This window comes from Pseudoalteromonas sp. THAF3 (genome assembly GCF_009363775.1).
Taxonomy (GTDB): Bacteria; Pseudomonadota; Gammaproteobacteria; order Enterobacterales; family Alteromonadaceae; genus Pseudoalteromonas; species Pseudoalteromonas ruthenica.
Genome location: NZ_CP045419.1, coordinates 15,286 through 32,493, shown reverse-complemented (window position 1 = coordinate 32,493; position 17,208 = coordinate 15,286). Strand labels below are relative to the sequence as shown.

Here is a 17,208-nt window from a genome sequence, read left to right as displayed (position 1 = left end):
AAATGCGCGAGCGCCTGCAATGCAAGGTGCTGTTTTATTTTAAAGATTTGAGGTCACTGCGTGGAAGACGCCCAATTTAAAGAAAAGCGTAAATTTATCGTTAAGCTCGGTAAAATGCTGCATAAGTATGGCACCCCAGCCTACCGCCTAGAAGCGCACTTGATGGAGGTGGCGACCTACTTGGAACTCAAATCCTCGTTTGTAATGTCGCCCACCTCGGTGACCTTTGTGATTTGGACAGAAGGCCATGAGAATGAATACACTCATGTTGCCCGCGTCGACCCCGGCGATCACGATCTTGGCTCCCTCGCCAATACCGATGAAGTGGTGAACTTGCTGCTTAATGGCGAGCTCAGCATTAGTGAGGCCGATCAGCGCCTTGACGACATAGCCGTGATGCCCGCGCCTTATAATAAACTTACCACCGCAGGTGCCTTTGCCATGACCGGCGGTGCCTTTGCTATGCTGATGGGCACAAGCTGGAACGATGTGCTGTGGTCAGCATTGCTGACCTTGGTGGTGTATCTGTTTGTGTTATGGTCCGGGCGCTCAAAGCGCGTGGCACACATGCTAGAGCCCTTAGTGGCGGTAGTCTCGGCGCTTATCGCCTGCGCCGTCAGTGTCTATCTCGACCCTTACATTAATATCCGCTTGGTGGTGCTCTCCAGCATTATTGTGTTTATTCCCGGTCTCGCCCTAGCGCTCGGGCTCGCCGAGCTGGCGGCACGGCATCTGGTATCGGGCACGGCACGGGTTATGGACTCTTTTATGCTGCTGTTTAAGTTGTATTTTGGTGCTTTTATCGGCATTGGCCTGGGCTTTGCACTATTTGGTCAGGCTGACTTTGTGGCCCCACAACCGCTGCCGAAATGGACCGCCTGGCTCGCAATTTTACTGTTATGCTTATCTTTGGTGGTTATTTTTCGTACCAAAACCAAACACGCACTGTGGTCTATTGCCTCGGGGTTTATTGCCTATGGTGCCAGCATTGGCTCCGCCGCCTACTTAGATTACACCCTCGGCACCTTTGTCGGCGCGCTGGCCGTAGGCATTTTTAGTAATCTGTTTAATCGCATTGCCAACGCCCCCGCTTCCATTGTGGCTATGCAAGGGCTAATCGTACTGGTGCCGGGATCAAAAACCTATATTGGCTTGAACTCCCTAATTGAAGGACAGGACTTCGTCTATGCCGACCACATCGGTCAACAAACCTTTTTGATTTTTATGTCGCTGGTCGCCGGACTTATCTTCGCCAATGTAGTTCTGCCACCGAAAAAGAGCCTGTAACAACTCAGAGTATAACGAAGAGGTGGTGTGCTGTCAGGCTCACCACACTTTATGGGCTGGGCGCTCGCCCTTAGAGGATTTAGTTCTATGAGAAAGCGTCTACACCGAGACGCTTTCTCTGGTGGTAAGCAATTATCGCAACGTATGAATTGAACTGTTTACGACGTAATTGTCATTTAACATTTGAGTTCCTTCTAATGTGCCATCTGAAATCCATAATTTATGGTTTGCTTCAAATAGTAGCTTATTGTCTACAACCGCAGTATTGGCATTACTTGTAACAATGAAGTTGCTATCAGGTATTACCGATTCATCAATAAGCAACTGCAAAGAATCATTCTCCAGAAGCCATATACCTGATTCACCAAGGACGTAGATATTTTCATCATTAGCGACCATACCAAGGAGCAGGCCTTGTTCTGATATCCGCGTTAGCGTCTCATCTTGAGAGCTAAAGGTATACAAGCCTGCGGAGTCACTGCCTCCTGAAACTAACATATAAACCTGAGAGTCAACTTCATAAAAGAGCAGATCGTCAGCATTAAAACTACCATCTAAACTGAAAAGTACCTCAGTTGAGTTAGATTCTTCTTTATAAACCAGCACCTCATTAACACTTTCGGATGGGTTCAAGAAGTATGCACTGCCATCGCCACTCAAAAGGAATCGAACCTCTCCGAAAGCTAAGTTTTCTTCACTATAAATACTCTCCACTGAACCATCAGTGCCAATACGATACAAATGCTGCTCTCCTCCTGCCGCTTCGTTGCCTATGTCTATCAAAAGCTTCTTGCGGACATAAAAGAAATCATTTGTTGTACCTATAATATCATTGATACTGCGCTGAAACTCTTCGCCTGATGTTACTTGGGGGACCTGACCTGATACAAACTCACTCAAAGGTTTAGAGTCGTCGTATAAATTAAAATCACCGCCTCGACTATCTAACTTAAGGAAGGTATCACTGATTGCGGCTATGCTTGACGTTATAAATGTCGCATCACCAACTAACTCAGTCTCTACACCATCAGTACGGTAGTATTGAAACTCTTTAGCTCCCATCGACGTATCCACCCAAGACTCAAAATACCCATACTTTTGTGTCTTAGTGATTTCGTTGGTGAAACTTATGGATTTTCTTTGAAAGGTACTTTGTTCATCTCCGTTAACATTAAATTTATAAACGTCTCCATTAGCATTCATATCGATCGCGTAAACACTTTCATTGTCCAAGGCAATCATGGTGTGGTCGCCAAGTAGAGCTGTAGATTGATAGTCGAAGCTTTGTGTTCCTGTAGTACTTGAGGGGGCAAAAGAATCGGCGGTAAGTTGGCTAATATCCAAGCCATTAGCAGCCCAAAGTTCAGTGCCTTCAGTATCAGTGTAACCATTGTAAAAGAGTGTATTGTCTTGGACAAAAACATCTTTTATTGTCTGTTGCACAGCAACTTGGTCCGCATGCTCACCAGATTCACTGATAAAATAAAGGTCACTGTCATGGCGAATATAAAAAGTATTGATCGTTTGGAAGATCTCAAGATCCCCTGATGCGGCTTCCTTCAGGGTAAAGGTGTTTTCTGCCACTCCCCCAGAGCGCCATAAATATTCACCATTATCTACAGGCTGAATAACGACTGCATAATCATCGTTACATTTAACACTATCTTCTTTCACCTGGGTTAAAAGGCGTTCGTTGGCACCCGTTTCTCTATCGTAAGAATAGAAGTCATGGTTAGGGAACTGTTCCACTGAGTAAAAGTCGACCTTATCTGTTCTGCATAAAAACGAGCCTTGGTCAACGTAATAGTCTTCATTCTCCCTGTTGAATAAAACATCATATTGTTCTTCAGAAATTTCGAATGTTCCACTTTCAGTTCCATCTGTACGCCAGTACTGATTCGAACTCCTGAAATAAATTAGTCCTTCTTTTTCCCCTAAAAACTCGTGAGTTCTAAAATTCTGGGCAGGTCTATCACTCTCTAGCAAAGACTCGACCGTGTAACGAGTTGCTATGTATGACCCCATATTGATGTTTGCTATTTTTAAGAGCAACTTGCCATATCTAACAACCTCAAAAGTGTCATTGGTCCCTGTGCCATAGTCTTTTTGGACCTCATTTTTAGGATAAGATCTAACTTTGGTTAACTTGCCTTCCTTGTTTCTATCTATCCCCCATAAATAACGCTCTTCAGTTGCATTTTCGGTAATAACATAGAGGCGGTTTTCTAATTCAAACTGCTCAATACACTGACTATCCTCTTTGGTAAGTGCAGAGAGTGTACCTAAATGTGACGTATTCTCTGTTACGTAGTTGTAGACATAAAGTGTATCAGAGTAGTTTGCACCAACATCTCCACGACAAAAAAACAACTCGTCTGAAGTTTTTACCAAAGACTTTATTTTTTCACCCTCTAAAGCATCAGCCTCTAGAGTATTTACATCCACAACTAAGGAAGCATTATTCATAGCTAAGTTGGAAATACGCGGCTCATTTCCAAAATTAACATCCCAGCCCATAAACGCTATTTGTGATGCAGTCTTTGCTTTAAAGCTGACAACGCTTTCTCCTACAGTAACTGTAGCTTCAACCAATGTGGTCCTTGAGGTTGGGGTTTTTACTCTGACTTGTAGCGTTTCTCCGGCAGCAATGGTGCCATTTGCTGTGGTATATTCGCCTCCATCAATACTATATTCACCATTTTCAATTGAGACTGATACACTCTCTTCAATACCTTTAATTGAAACAGGTTCTGATTCAACCCACTCATTTAGAGGTGCCCCATCGGCCGTTGGAAATGTAAGACCGTCAGGGGTCTTATCTAAAGGCTTTTCGTCATTGTCTGGTGAGCTGCCACAAGCGGCAAGTGCGAGAGTAATGGCCGAGATTAATAAACTGTGTTTTAGTTTCATTTAAACACTCCGTGTTTTGTTTTGATATTGGTACAAGCTTGCCTTATTTAGAAATCAAATCCAAGTCAAAGCTATTTAACTTTTGGTATTAGTTATCTCATTGAATTAACAATACCAATTTAGGGAAAAATACGAGGTGGATAATTACCCTTGGTATTAGTTTGTATCTTAAGTTCAAAGCGTCAGTTTTTGCTAACAAAAGTGATCAGTGAACATATATACGATGGAAAAATGCCATCTGAGGTTAGCTTCTAATGTCTATTGAAGGTTTTGTACATTTAATGTTTATAGTTTTTATGCCGCTGTTTTTATTAATGACGGCTCTATTCCACCGGGTCTCTGCCGCTCATATTAGCAAAGGCATGGAGTCTGAAGGAGTGCCGCCACCGAGCTGGGATAAAGGCCTCGGTGCTAGTGCTCCGTGCTATGCCATGGCCATTTTCTTTAAGCGCTGGCGTGGCCCAACATTTATGTTTGATGGTCGACTCGTTCCCAAATATGCTAGAACTGTAGATAAAGTGCTGGCATGTATCTATCTTTTTTCCACGTTGGGTTTAGGCATCGCGTTGATATTGGCTGCCTATTTCGACCCACACTAGTTATAGATACCTATGGCGACCATTACAAAGGGCTATAGAATTGCCGACACAGATTTAGGGGCCTTGAAAATCTAACTAATCCAAATAAAACTCTTTTTGCTCACCACTTCGTGACACAGGATAATTTCCCATTGCTGTTTATATCAGCAATGTGAAATTACGCTTCCAATAATTACCATTCATCTGTATTCAGGGTCTCTAAAAGAGAATTGAAATCAAAAACGGTGGTACCTATTTGCTTTTCTAATTCATCTCGAAAAGGTTTGCTTTGACTTTCATAGTGAGCCCTCACTTTTAAGAAGTTTGTAGATTCATATAAAAGCTCAGCGCTTGATTTAGAATAATCTGAAACAGCCAGCCCTAGTTCGTTGCGCGTATAAGCTAATTGGCCAATAGCATACGCAAGCGACTCTCGAAGGCCACTTTCACAAAGGTTTTTATTTCGTATGTTTAAGTAGTAGAGTGCTTTTAAAAGATCTTCTCTGTTGACCTTAAACTTTTTAAATACGTTTGTTTCAAGTACCAGAGATGATGATTGAGCTTGCTGTTTGCACTTTGTAATCTTGGCAGATAAAAGTACAATTTTCGCTTTCACATCTTCGTCTAGCAATTTCAGTATTGCGTTATTATTGGCAAAGCTTTTCGTTGTCGCCACTAATAAAAAAACGAGTAAAAGGGAGTAAATTTCACTCACCCTCATCTAAAACTCCTAATAAAATATGAGTGAATCAGGGTTATTGTGCACTTTGTAGTGCCGCCTAAAATTCAGGCTTTTCTCACTAAAGCCTCTTATTAACTGCGCCACCATTGACTTAGTATAAAGATTTCCATTTTCCTTACTGACTTGATATGCCGCCAGGAAACATTCTCAGTCAATACACCTTAGAACATACCGACTGTAGAAGAAGCTGACAATAGGCTTGCAGATTATACCCTTAGTGATAACTGACTTTTATTCACGCAATAAATTTTAACTCTTTGAATCGACAATCAAATTTCAACAACTCTGACCCCTTATTCCCAAAAAGAGTCTATAGCATCAATGACTAAGCTTTACCCAAATATGAAGTAGCAAATTACGAATTAGCTCAGCAGGTCACTCTTTTTAATAGTGCATCGTTATTGGAGACCTTTCTCTAATTGCGAGAAAGTTATAGCGCTTGCACACTAATAGGCTCAGGTACTATAATTATTCCCTTAAAGAGGTAGCACCTCATAAAAACGGACTTGATAAAATGGGAAGGATTTACCATGGCTCTAGAAATTGTGATCTGCTTCGACCCCGTGACTAAAGAAGTGGTAAAGTGTAAAGAAGGAAAGGGTAATAAAGCGTTTGAAAGTGATAACACGCATCTCAAATCTACTGAAATAATAACCTCAGGCACTCCTTATTTAGTTCGCTCTGATTACTCAGGCCCTCTTCCTCCTCCGAGCGGACAACAACAGACTATTTTCCGAGAACTGTCAATGCTACCGGCCCAATCTCGCCGTAACATTGCTGCTATGCTCCGCGACTATGACAGCGATCTGCTCACAGCTCTGTCAGATTTCCAATCAGAAATATTAGTTCCTTATATGAAACAAAATAGCCATGGAATTTTAGGTTCCGGGGCAACTTCAGTCGAAGCAAGAAGCAGCAATTTTGTGAAGCTGGCAAACAAGTACTCCGAGTCATTAAAAGAAATACGCAGTGCTCATAAGTCCGGGGTACCGAAGTATCATGTTGTTGCGCTAGAACAAAAAGCTTTCTCTATTTATAAGGAGCTACAGACAACATTCAGAGCTGAATTACAGCGTTTTATGAATATAAATAAAGCAAGCAAGCGGGGCACTATTTGGTCAAACCCCAACCGGGGAATCAACATTGCGAAAAGCACTAGGCACTCAGCAAACCTCGATATTAAGACCACAAAAGAGTTCCAAAAAATAAAAAGGCTGGAGCAATCTGCTAAATGGCTAGGCAATACGATGATATTGCTAGATGGGGGGTTGAGAGCTAACAAAGTCTATGAAGACTATGAAAATGGTAAGGACTGGCACAGAACTCTGGCCACCGAAATGACGGCTTTTGGAGCTTCTACAGCTGCGGGTATTTATGCCGCAACCTGGGCTACAACGTCCTTGAGCGCATTACTAATGTTGACACCTTATGGATGGATTGTTGCCTTGGGTGTGGGTCTATTTATTGGATTTCAAGCCTCAGTTGCCGTCAATAAAGGAGCAAAAGATCTGAGTGAACATGTATACGACAGAAGAATTCCTAACGGTATATAACTATGATGAATATTGAAGGTCTGATAAATCTGCTGTTTATTATTTTTGTGCCGCTGTCCATGCTTATGACGGTTATATTTCAGCGTGTTTCTGTTGCTTACATAAATAAATGCATGAAATCTGATGGCGTCTACCCTCCCAGTTGGGATAAAGGGCTAGGGGGAAGCGGACCATTTTATGTGTGCGCTATTTTTTTCAAACGAGGGCGAATCCCCACACCACTTTTCGATGGTCACCTAGTACCAAAATATGCCAGGACAATAGATAAAATACTGGCTGGCATCTATTTATTCTCTGCTATCGGCTTTGGTATCACTGTAGTGTTGATCGCCTACTTCGACCCATACTAATTTATAAGCGCGACCTTCTAACAACACAGAAAGTCGCTTTATTTCTACCTATACACCTCTGAGCGTTCAATCACTTCAATATCGTAGCCGTCGGGATCTTTGATAAAGAAAAACTTAGCGACTAAGTCATCACCATTGTAAAAAGACTTAATTTCTTTGGGTTGATAGCCTGCGGCGATGGCTTTGCCGTGCAACGATTCGAGATGCTCCTCGGCAAAAGCGAGGTGGCCATAGCCGTTACCCAAGTCATAATCGCTATCACTGTGATGGTTCCAGGTCAGCTCTAGTTCAAAGCTGCTGTGTTCATTGGCTAAATAGATAAGTGAAAAATCAGCAAAATCGACTCTTCTTTTCACCTGCAATGCGAATACATCGTGGTAAAATTGAATTGAACGTTGCGCGTCTTTCACGCGGATCATGGAATGAATCATTTTGGCCATTATTTACCCCTGAGAAATCTATGTGTGAACTCTATGCATCAACTCCCCCCGAGCGCTACAGTGTTAAAAAGCGCTCTATTCGTATTCAAGGTGTAGTCACCAGCCTCGCTTTAGAGAATGAAATTTGGCATATCTTGGAGCGCATTGCTGCCCAAGAGCAGCTGCCCTTAGCGGAATTTATTTCCACCTTGTATCAGGAAGTGATTGAGCGTCATGGCAGCATAACCAACCTCGCCTCAATGCTAAGAGTCACGTGTTTAACGTACTTGGACCAGTGTAAACAAAGCTGAGTCGCTAAGGGTAGTAAAGGAATACTACATTAATAGTAAAGAATCCACCTTCTGAAGAAGGTGGCTTTGTGAATGCCCCCTCAAAGGGGGCGTTGTTTACTCCAGCGTTAATTGGGCTTGCTCTTGCTTCTCTTCTTTCTCTTGATGCCTGACGTAACGCCTTATTACCTCTTCATTTATTCCAACCGTATCGACAAAGTATCCTCGTTGCCAAAAATGATTGCCCCACATCTTATTTTTTCTCAAGTAAGGATATTTACTAAATAGCTTTAGTGCTATTTTACCTTTGAGTGCTCCCATCAGGCTCGATATCGATAACTTCGGTGGGACCTTGATAACCAAATGAACATGGTCTAACTGCACATTGAGCTCTACCACTTTACAACCAAGTTGCTCACTGTATACGTGAATACAGCGATAGACATCTTTACCTACCTTGTTCTTCAGTATTCTGAAACGGTATTTTGGGGTCCAAACTATATGATATTGACATCGCCAATACACATGCGATGCTTTCTCGTATCTACTCATGTTTCTTGTCCTTTGACTTCGCTAAAAATCAAAAGAGCAATTAACATGGGTAGCTTTTTCAGGCCAAGCCTAAATTGATGATAACCACCTACTGAAGTAGGTGGTTTAGGGGCTGAAAATAAAAAGCGGGTGAGCGCCTTATCGGGAGCCTCATGGGTAAAAGGCTACTCGCTCACCCCAAAGGGAAGGGATTAACTTTTCGCTGAGAGCTCTTGGTTGACCTGGTCTATACCCACTTCGCTAATACGTGCAATGATCTCTTTTTGCTTCGCGTTGAGTAATGAGATGCCCTCAGCCACGAGGTCGTACACACGCCAGGTGCCAGATTTATCGCGGCGCAGCTTAAACACAATATCTATGGTTGGCTTACCGGGCTCAACAATTTCTGTTTTTACCGAGGCATAGCCATTGTCACCGTGGCCGTTAGGTTTAATAAAACGTACTTCCTGGCCTTTATAACTCATCAATGCATCGGCATACGTCACCGTTAAGTATGACTCCACCGCATCGATGAACGCCAGCGCCTGCCCCTTATTAATCTCGCGCACGTGTTTACCCAATAACTTAAACGACACAAACTTGGTATCAATGTGCGGTATTAACCGTGTTTTCACGACTTCTTTAAGTTTGGCTTTTTTGTCATCACCTTGAGCATCGACTGCGGCAATATCGACAAAGAGCTTATCGCCCACTTGCTTGAGCAGAGAAAATGGCGTATTGGTTTGCGCAGCATGAGCTGAGCCAAACGCAACAGCAAAAAAGAGTAATAAAAAATAACGATATGCTTTCATAGTGCATTCCAATGAGCTGTGAATGGTGAAATTTTAGCGCAGCGGCCTTCGCAAAGTAAGAAACAATAATGCACAGCATTGGTTCCAAAAATGCACATATCAATAACACCAGTAAAATCAGACAATTAAGGTTTTTGTGCCATAAAGGCACAGTTGTTGTGCACGGGTGCGCATTGAAACTAAAGGGGTGGATATAGATATTACCGCTACTTTTTAGCAGCTAAACACAGACGTATGAAAGCAGTAATCATCCCATTAACCTTAGCGCTAGGTTCGCTCGTTATCACGCCGGCTCAGGCAGGGCCTCGCCATGGTGTTGCCAGTCACTACATTCAAGGTGAAGGTGATGTTAAAGGCATAAAATTGGCCTATCAGTACTACGTCAACGACTATTTACCCGAGCAATTCTCCCAGTTTGATGTGTACTTCGAGAGCAGCATCAATTTTTGGCGTTACGGCAAGGACAATCAACACGATCAAAATGTGGTGGTGGCACTATCACCGGTGTTTCAATACCCGATGACCACATTCAAAGGACGACCCTTGGTGCTGGAGTTTGGTATTGGTGTATCACTACTTGACGACACCCAGTTTGCTGGCAAAAACGTAAGCACTCACTACCAATTTGAAGACAGAGTTGGGGTGGTTTATAAAATGGAAAATGCCGATATTGGTGTGCGCTATATGCATTATTCGAATGCAGGGTTTAAAAGCCCGAATCCTGGCCTGGATTTTATCTCTTTTTCTTACACTCATTTCTTCTAACAGCAAAAAGGGCGCTAAGCGCCCTTTTATAAAACAATTTGCTACACCCGCATTAAGGCTGAATTTTGACCACCGGGCGCAATCGCGCACTGTGATTGTATAAGGTCGTCAGCGCATCTCGCACTGCCGCTTCGGTAAACGGGATCACTTCCAGATCCGGCGCAATAATCGCTCCCGATTGCACGTCTCCAATCAACTGTTGCCCCATAAAGCTAAGCTTTTGCTGTGCGCATAAGCTGTTCGCCAACCAAGCACCACCGAGCGACACCACAGAAATGTTCGGTGCGCGGCGGAATAATAGTTCTTGGGGAATGCTAGGAAAACCATTCAAACAGGCAATGCGGCCACAAAAGCGCAAATGCTCTAAGTCACATAAGAATGAGTCACCACCACAGGTGTTAAGAATGGCATCAAAGCCGCCCGGACCCAGCTCATGTTTAATATTGCACTCCAGCCCTTCGCAGTTAGCGTCAAATACCACGTCGGCCCCCAAGGCTTTCAGCCGCTCATGCTCCCCAGCTTCACTGTATACGAACACCATAGCTCCGCGCAGCTTGGCATACTGAATAGCAAAATGCGCCACTGCCCCGCAGCCAGAGTCAATCAACAGACTGTCTCCTTCTTCAAGCTGCAGCTTGTCGAGCGCCGCTAAGGCCGTCATACCGGCATTGGGCAAGGTTGCCGCAACCTCGCTCGGCACCTCAGCGGGGACTTCCGATACTGCATAGTTAGGAACGGTGGCATACTCTTTGAGCATGCCTTGCGAGCCAAGGCTGGCGTTAAACATCACCCGTGCGCCCTTGGCGGGAAACACGCCTGCGGGCGCGTTCAGTACCGTTCCCACCGCATCTAGGCCCAGCACATGAGGGTATTGCCAATGGCAAAAGCCTTCTGCTGCCAGCTTGGCGTCGATGTGGTTTAACGCCACATATTCAATCGCCACTAACAACTCATTGTCATCAGCGACGGGGACGCTCTGCTTATTCATGCAAAGGGCAAATTGCGGCGACGGCTCATTGATCACCATCGTTGTCATTTGCTGTGCTGACTCTGCCATAACTCTGACTCACCTCTTAAATACTGTTCATGCGCAGAACCCCTAGATGACGGGCACCTTGTGCAGTGCGCGACTCCAACGTCCACTGAGCTCGGAATATACGCCAACCTGGGCATTGAGCCAAGTGTCACGCGTGATCAGGGTATCCTGCTGTGCTATTAAAACATCTTGACGGGCGTCCAACAACTCAAGGTATGGCAACTGCCCTTCCTCGTATGCAGCACGCGCTTGTGCATAAGCCTGTTGCGACGCTTGTAAACGCGATTGCGCCAAGTTCAATGTTTGCTGTTGTTGGAAAACGGTTTGCAGCGAAAGTTCCGCACCGGCTATGACATTACTCAAGGTTTGCCGATAGCTATGATACTGCGCCTGCGATAGGGCTTTTTGTTGCTGCAATTGTGCCAATAGCTCGGGGTAGCTAAACAGCGACCATTGCACTTGCGGGGTAACCTGCCACTGCCCCTGAGTCTGTTGAAAATGGCTGCCACCTACGCCCAACACACCGGCAAACGCACTAAGGCTAACATCGGGGTACAACGCACGTTGAGCGCTGGTGCTCAACGCCGCCTGTTCGGTTAATTGGGCAACACTGCGGCGTACATCGGGGCGTTGCATAAGCGCTTGTTGTGGGTCTAACAAGGCGAGGTTGAGCGCCCACTGTTGATATTGCGCCTCGCTTAGCGCCGTTAGCTGCAACTGCTGCGCGCTGCTATCGAGAATCATCGCTAAGGTGGCACGCTCGGCTAGCATCAAGGCTTGTAGCTGTGGCAGGCGTTGTTTTAGCTGGAAGTATTGTGAACGAGTGCGATTGAGTTCAAACTCGGTCGCTACGCCCTCTTCGACTTGCACCGCCAGTATATCCATACTTTGCGATAACGCCTCAAGTTGCCGCTCGGTCAGCTGCTGTTGTTGGGCAAACCCTTGCCAACGCATATAGCTGCGCACCGTGGTAACCACCAGCTCTTTACTGAGCTGTTGATGTGCCGCAAGTTGGGCATGGGTGCGGGCACTGGCAGCATCGGCTAGCGCGCGCAGACGCCCTGATAAATCCAGCTGCCAATTGAGCCCACCGCGCGCACTGGCCTGTTCCTGCACGCCACTATATGCAGTTTGAACGTTCTTACCACGCTGCGCTTGAGCATTCAGGCCACCATTGGGCCAGTAGGCAAACTCACTGACATCCAAATTGGCCAATGCCGCCTTAATACGTGCGCTGGCGGCTTGTAAGTCTTGGTTGCGCACCAACACGCTATCCACCAGCTGGTTTAGCTCATCACTGTGCAGTTGCTGCCACCAACCGATTTCATCCGCACTGCGCTGCGCCATCAGCACCTGATTGCGCTCAAGGCGCTGCTGCGTTTGTTTGTCTGCCTGTTGCGCCTGAGCAATAATACGCTCGCCGGGAGCAGCGCAGCCTGCTAAGGCTGCGATACTCAGGGCAATGACACTCATTTTAGTTGTGTTCATGATGCGCTCCTTTTTGCCCTAAGGTCACCACATAGTAAAATACCGGCGTAAATAGTAGCCCAAATACAGTCACGCCAATCATGCCAAAGAACACCGCATTCCCCATGGCATGGCGCATTTCTGCACCAGCCCCAGAAGCCAGTACCAAAGGCACAACCCCTGCTGTGAAGGCGATGGAGGTCATAAGAATCGGGCGTAAGCGCAAGCGGCATGCTTCAATAATGGCCTGCCAATGACTGCGCCCTTGTTTGTGACTATCGCGGGCAAACTCCACCATCAAAATGGCATTCTTAGAGGCCAACGCCACCAACACAATTAAGGCGATTTGCGTGAAGATATTATTGTCGCCACCAAGTAGCCACACTCCCAGTAATGCCGAGAAAATCGTCATCGGTACAATCATAATAATCGCCAACGGCAAGCGTAAACTTTCGTACTGCGCCGCCAACACCATAAATACCAACAGCACCACTAAGGGGAATACGTAGACCATTGTATTACCGGCAAGAATTTGCTGATAGGTGACTTCGGTCCACTCATAGGCGATGCCGTTAGGCAAGGTGTCGCTGAGCACCTGCTCAATGGCCAACTTCGCTTGATCTGAGCTGTAACCCGGTGCCGGACTGCCGTTTAGCTCGGCACTGGGGTAGCCGTTATAGTGCATGACACGATCAGGGCCGGTGGTAGGCGTGACCTTTAATACCGAGCCTAGAGGCACCATGTCGCCACTGCGATTACGCACTTTAAGCTGGGCAATTTGCTCGCGTTGCTGGCGATAATCAGCATCAGCTTGGGCTGTCACCTGATAGGTGCGACCAAAGACATTAAAGTCATTCACATACAGTGAGCCCAAATACACTTGCAGCGCATCAAACACCTCATTGAGCGGGATCCCCTGCAGCAGTGCTTGCTCGCGGTCGATATCAATGTTCATTTGCGGCACTTGAATCCTGAAGCTGGAGTATAACCCCGTTAACTCCGGTTGCTGACGCGCCTCGGCGATGACTTTTTGCAGCGCGGAAAAGAGCGCCTCAAAGCCTTTATTTGCTCTGTCTTCAAGCTGCAACTTAAAGCCACCTGTGGTGCCAAGGCCTTGAATGGGCGGCGGTGGAAACACTGCAACATAGGCTTCATCAATAGCCGCAAAACGCTGGTTAAGCTGGGCTGCGATAGCGTGTGCCGACATGCTCGGATCACTGCGCTTATCAAAGTCATCAAGGGGCGTGAACACAATGCCGCTGTTGGTGCTATTGGTAAACCCGTTCACCGATAACCCAGGGAAAGACACGGTATTAGCCACACCGGGAACTTGCAGCGCAATTTTCTCCATTTGCTGCACCACTTTATGGGTACGCTCTAAACTGGCCGCGTCGGGCAATTGCGCCACCGCAACCAAGTATTGCTTATCTTGCGCCGGAATAAACCCACCCGGGACTTGCTGAAATAACCCCACGGTGGAGCCCACCAATACCACGTATACGGCACCGACGACCACACTCATGCGCAATAGCTTTTTAACCAGTCGCTCATAGCCGTTGGCGCCTTTGTCAAAGAGGCGATTAAAAGGTTTAAATAGCCAGGCTCCAAATAACCGCTCCAACAGCTGTGTTAGCTTGTCAGGCTTGGCATCATGGGGCTTAAGCAATAAAGCAGACAACGCTGGCGATAAGGTTAAGGAGTTAAACGCCGAGATAAGCGTGGAGATAGTAATGGTTAACGCGAACTGCTTATAAAACTGACCCGATAGCCCGGTGATAAACGCCGTGGGAATAAATACCGCACATAACACCAAGGCGATGGCGATAATAGGCCCGGTGACCTCGGTCATGGCAATGCGCGTGGCCGCCAATGGGCTATGGCCATTTTCAATATTACGCTCGACATTTTCGACCACCACAATGGCATCATCAACAACAATGCCGATGGCCAGTACCAGCCCAAATAACGACAAGGTGTTAATTGATACGCCGAGCCACTGCATCACCGCGAAAGTACCAATGAGGGAGACCGGCACCGCAATAAGCGGAATAATAGATGCACGCCAAGTTTGCAGGAATAAGATCACCACCACCACAACCAGTAGAATCGCCTCAAGCAAGGTTTTGATCACCGCATCAATCGAGCCGCGCACAAACACGGTAGGGTCGTAGGCAATATCGTATTCTACGCCAGCAGGAAAGTCTTGTGACAGGCGCGCCATGGTTGCACGAACATTATCGGAAAGTTCAATGGCGTTCGAACCCGGACGTTGAAAAATCGGAATGGCTAACGCCGGTTGCCCGTCTAGCATCGCCCGCAGGGCGTAATTGTCTTGCCCTAACTCGATACGAGCGACATCGGCTAAGCGGGTAATTGCGCCGTTGTCGTCAACACGCACCACCACTTGCTCAAACTCGTCAACGCTGGATAACCGCCCTTTGACATTTAGCAACACTTGAAACTGACTGCTCGTTGGTGAAGGCTGCGCGCCCAGGCTACCCGCTGCGACTTGCTGGTTTTGCTCACGCAGCGCCGCAACCACATCCATTGCCGTTAGCTGACGCTCGGCCAGCGCACTGGGGTTGAGCCACACGCGCATAGCGTATTTACCGCCGCCGAACATCTGTACATCGCCAACACTGCTCAGGCGTGCCAACTCATCCTTGATATACAAATCGGCATAGTTCGACATGTACGAGGTATCATGGGTCTTTTCAGGAGAATAGAGATGAACCACCATAGCCAAATTCGGCGAGGACTTTTGGGCCACCACGCCTAAGCGCTGCACTTCTTGCGGCAATCGTGGTAAAGCGCTATTCACTCGGTTTTGGACCTGCACCTGAGCGCGATCCAGGTCTGTTCCCAAGGCAAAGGTCACCGTCAGGGTGAGGCGGCCATCACTGGTGGCTTGAGAGGACATATACAACATGTTCTCAAGGCCATTGATTTCCTGCTCTAACGGCGTGGCAACGGTTTCAGCGATCACCTTAGGGTTAGCGCCGGGGTAAGTGGCATTGACCACCACCGTAGGCGGCACTACCTCAGGATATTCACTGACCGGTAGCTGGAATAATGAAATAGTTCCGGTGATCACAAACACCAAAGACAACATGGCCGCAAAAATCGGCCGGTTTATAAAAAAGTGTGAAAAATTCATACGCTCCCCTAACGCGCTGCGCTTAATGCATTATCAGCGTCCTGCGCCGGTGCCATAACAAAGCGCGTGTCGCTAAAGTTAAGCGGGATTTCGTTCACCGACACCTTCATACCAGGGCCGACACGCGCAGGACCATTGGCAACCACCAATTCACCCGGCTCAAGTCCTGATTGAATAGCACGAAACTCACCATAACGCTCCCCAAGCTGCACCTGGCGGTATTGCAAAGTGTTGTCGCCATCAACGGTCAGCACAAAACGGTTTTTCAAATCGGTGCCAATGGCACGCTCCGGAACAATAGCTGTTGGGCTGGCCCCTTGTGCCGCTAAATTAATGCGCGCAAAAGCACCGGGCTTTAATTGATGAGCGACAGCGTCAAATACCGCACGGATGCGCAAGGTCCCGGTTCTGGCATTAATTTCATTGTCGATAAAATCAATGCGCCCGGTGATAGCCTCGCCCTCTGCGCTTTTACGCAAGTTTTGTAGAATAACGCGCGCCTGAGATTGCGCATTAATACCGGCAAAATCTTGATACCAAGTGCGCTCGTCAACATTAAAGTAAGCGTAAACACGGTCGTTAGAGACAATACGCGTTAGCACATCTTGCCCTGCGGTGATGTGGTTGCCGACTGTGATTTCGGCGCGGGAGATAACGCCATTAATCGGCGAGCGTATGGTCGCAAACGCTAAATCGAGTTCGGCGGCTTGCAGCTCAGCTTTAAGGGCACTACGCTCGGCTTGGCGCTGCTTTAAAATCGCATCGCGCTGCCCTGCTTGCTCCGTGGACATGGCATTTTTCGCCAGTAGACGCTGCGCCCGCTGCGCCTCACGCTCGGCCTGTGCCAATGCTGCTGAGTTGCTGATCAATTGCGCTTTTAAACGGTCCACTTGGGCGGCAAAAGGGCGTGGGTCAATTTGAAATAACGGCTGACCTTTCTGCACCTGCTCACCCTCACTAAAAAAGGTTTGCGTAATTTGTCCAGATACCCGGCTTTTCAGCGCCACTTTGCTCGGCGCCTCCAACCGCGTAGTGAAACTGTGCCAACGCTGCGCGGGTTGCATTTGCACGCTGGCCACATCGATGGTCATCATTGGCCCCTGAGGGGTTGCTTGCTGGCTGGCTTGCTCCGAGCAGCCTGCTAGTATCAATGCAGCACTTAATAGTACCGCTGTTGTTTGCGCCAATCGCATAGTTTATCTCCTTGTTCGAAAGTACTGTCGATCCTAAGGAAAGCGATTGATGATAAAAATAGTGGTTTTATAAAAACATTAATGCCAGAATGGCACCAATAAATCATCGCACTGTCAT

The 17,208-nt window shown here is 46.8% G+C and carries 15 protein-coding genes; 6 read left to right on the top strand and 9 right to left on the bottom strand.

The window, feature by feature from the left end:
* The first annotated feature begins 60 nt into the window (after window positions 1-60).
* Window positions 61-1,287 (top strand): threonine/serine exporter ThrE family protein, encoded by a 1,227-nt coding sequence (locus FIU82_RS15265; RefSeq protein ID WP_022946616.1) that lies wholly within the window; start codon window positions 61-63, stop codon window positions 1,285-1,287.
* 132 nt (window positions 1,288-1,419) lie between these two features.
* Here FIU82_RS15265 and FIU82_RS15260 read toward each other — a convergent pair whose 3' ends face one another.
* Complete coding sequence (locus FIU82_RS15260; protein ID WP_152441516.1) at window positions 1,420-4,197, bottom strand: hypothetical protein; 2,778 nt, start codon at window positions 4,195-4,197, stop codon at window positions 1,420-1,422.
* 254 nt (window positions 4,198-4,451) lie between these two features.
* Between FIU82_RS15260 and FIU82_RS15255 the strand changes: the two genes are divergently transcribed.
* Window positions 4,452-4,796, top strand: coding sequence for a hypothetical protein (locus FIU82_RS15255; RefSeq protein ID WP_152441515.1), 345 nt, complete (start codon window positions 4,452-4,454; stop codon window positions 4,794-4,796).
* A 172-nt stretch (window positions 4,797-4,968) separates the two neighbouring features.
* On the opposite strand, the gene FIU82_RS15250 is transcribed toward FIU82_RS15255, so the two are convergent.
* Entirely contained in the window at window positions 4,969-5,490 is a 522-nt protein-coding gene (locus tag FIU82_RS15250) for a hypothetical protein (protein ID WP_138510503.1), read from the bottom strand.
* 557 nt (window positions 5,491-6,047) lie between these two features.
* Here FIU82_RS15250 and FIU82_RS15245 point away from each other — a divergent pair.
* Window positions 6,048-7,070, top strand: coding sequence for a hypothetical protein (locus tag FIU82_RS15245; RefSeq protein WP_138510501.1), 1,023 nt, complete (start codon window positions 6,048-6,050; stop codon window positions 7,068-7,070).
* Window positions 7,071-7,072: 2 nt separating this feature from the next.
* Window positions 7,073-7,420, top strand: coding sequence for a hypothetical protein (locus FIU82_RS15240; RefSeq protein ID WP_138510499.1), 348 nt, complete (start codon window positions 7,073-7,075; stop codon window positions 7,418-7,420).
* Window positions 7,421-7,464: 44 nt separating this feature from the next.
* On the opposite strand, the gene FIU82_RS15235 is transcribed toward FIU82_RS15240, so the two are convergent.
* Complete coding sequence (locus FIU82_RS15235; protein ID WP_022946614.1) at window positions 7,465-7,860, bottom strand: VOC family protein; 396 nt, start codon at window positions 7,858-7,860, stop codon at window positions 7,465-7,467.
* A gap of 20 nt (window positions 7,861-7,880) precedes the next feature.
* Here FIU82_RS15235 and FIU82_RS15230 point away from each other — a divergent pair, with 20 nt between their 5' ends.
* Window positions 7,881-8,150, top strand: a complete 270-nt coding sequence (locus FIU82_RS15230; RefSeq protein ID WP_138510497.1) for a ribbon-helix-helix domain-containing protein — start codon at window positions 7,881-7,883, stop codon at window positions 8,148-8,150.
* A 96-nt stretch (window positions 8,151-8,246) separates the two neighbouring features.
* Here the strand turns inward: FIU82_RS15230 and tnpA are convergent, their stop codons facing one another.
* Together tnpA and FIU82_RS15220 are read right to left on the bottom strand one after the other, a co-directional pair.
* A complete protein-coding gene (gene tnpA, locus FIU82_RS15225) occupies window positions 8,247-8,681 on the bottom strand; it encodes an IS200/IS605 family transposase (RefSeq protein WP_130147214.1) in 435 nt (144 codons plus the stop codon).
* A gap of 191 nt (window positions 8,682-8,872) precedes the next feature.
* A complete protein-coding gene (locus tag FIU82_RS15220) occupies window positions 8,873-9,472 on the bottom strand; it encodes a phospholipid-binding protein MlaC (RefSeq protein WP_022946612.1) in 600 nt (199 codons plus the stop codon).
* A 234-nt stretch (window positions 9,473-9,706) separates the two neighbouring features.
* Between FIU82_RS15220 and FIU82_RS15215 the strand changes: the two genes are divergently transcribed.
* A complete protein-coding gene (locus FIU82_RS15215; RefSeq protein WP_138509283.1) occupies window positions 9,707-10,237 on the top strand; it encodes an acyloxyacyl hydrolase in 531 nt (176 codons plus the stop codon).
* Between the two features lie 52 nt (window positions 10,238-10,289).
* Here FIU82_RS15215 and FIU82_RS15210 read toward each other — a convergent pair whose 3' ends face one another.
* Genes FIU82_RS15210 through FIU82_RS15195 form a run of 4 tightly spaced genes read right to left on the bottom strand, consistent with a single transcriptional unit; the run spans window position 10,290 to window position 17,090 of the window.
* Window positions 10,290-11,294 carry a zinc-binding dehydrogenase gene (locus FIU82_RS15210; RefSeq protein WP_022946610.1) on the bottom strand — a complete coding sequence of 335 codons (1,005 nt, stop codon included), beginning with the start codon at window positions 11,292-11,294 and terminating at the stop codon, window positions 10,290-10,292.
* Between the two features lie 42 nt (window positions 11,295-11,336).
* Window positions 11,337-12,761, bottom strand: coding sequence for a TolC family protein (locus tag FIU82_RS15205; RefSeq protein ID WP_138509281.1), 1,425 nt, complete (start codon window positions 12,759-12,761; stop codon window positions 11,337-11,339).
* The gene (locus tag FIU82_RS15200) at window positions 12,748-15,897 is read right to left on the bottom strand and encodes an efflux RND transporter permease subunit (RefSeq protein WP_138509279.1); all 3,150 of its coding nucleotides are present in this window, start codon (window positions 15,895-15,897) and stop codon (window positions 12,748-12,750) included. Before FIU82_RS15200 ends, FIU82_RS15205 begins: the two co-directional genes overlap by 14 nt.
* Window positions 15,898-15,905: 8 nt before the next feature.
* Entirely contained in the window at window positions 15,906-17,090 is a 1,185-nt protein-coding gene (locus FIU82_RS15195; protein ID WP_138509277.1) for an efflux RND transporter periplasmic adaptor subunit, read from the bottom strand.
* Window positions 17,091-17,208: the final 118 nt, after the last annotated feature.

Excerpts from the sequence above, each read along its gene's own strand:
- FIU82_RS15245 (WP_138510501.1), top strand. The coding sequence starts at position 6,048 with ATGGCTCTAGAAATTGTGATCTGCTTCGACCCCGTGACTAAAGAAGTG.
- FIU82_RS15235 (WP_022946614.1), bottom strand. The coding sequence starts at position 7,860 with ATGGCCAAAATGATTCATTCCATGATCCGCGTGAAAGACGCGCAACGT.
- FIU82_RS15205 (WP_138509281.1), bottom strand. The coding sequence starts at position 12,761 with ATGAACACAACTAAAATGAGTGTCATTGCCCTGAGTATCGCAGCCTTA.
- FIU82_RS15200 (WP_138509279.1), bottom strand. The coding sequence starts at position 15,897 with ATGAATTTTTCACACTTTTTTATAAACCGGCCGATTTTTGCGGCCATG.
- FIU82_RS15210 (WP_022946610.1), bottom strand. The coding sequence starts at position 11,294 with ATGGCAGAGTCAGCACAGCAAATGACAACGATGGTGATCAATGAGCCG.
- FIU82_RS15230 (WP_138510497.1), top strand. The coding sequence starts at position 7,881 with ATGTGTGAACTCTATGCATCAACTCCCCCCGAGCGCTACAGTGTTAAA.
- FIU82_RS15255 (WP_152441515.1), top strand. The coding sequence starts at position 4,452 with ATGTCTATTGAAGGTTTTGTACATTTAATGTTTATAGTTTTTATGCCG.
- FIU82_RS15260 (WP_152441516.1), bottom strand. The coding sequence starts at position 4,197 with ATGAAACTAAAACACAGTTTATTAATCTCGGCCATTACTCTCGCACTT.
- FIU82_RS15240 (WP_138510499.1), top strand. The coding sequence starts at position 7,073 with ATGATGAATATTGAAGGTCTGATAAATCTGCTGTTTATTATTTTTGTG.
- FIU82_RS15195 (WP_138509277.1), bottom strand. The coding sequence starts at position 17,090 with ATGCGATTGGCGCAAACAACAGCGGTACTATTAAGTGCTGCATTGATA.
- FIU82_RS15215 (WP_138509283.1), top strand. The coding sequence starts at position 9,707 with ATGAAAGCAGTAATCATCCCATTAACCTTAGCGCTAGGTTCGCTCGTT.
- FIU82_RS15220 (WP_022946612.1), bottom strand. The coding sequence starts at position 9,472 with ATGAAAGCATATCGTTATTTTTTATTACTCTTTTTTGCTGTTGCGTTT.
- tnpA (WP_130147214.1), bottom strand. The coding sequence starts at position 8,681 with ATGAGTAGATACGAGAAAGCATCGCATGTGTATTGGCGATGTCAATAT.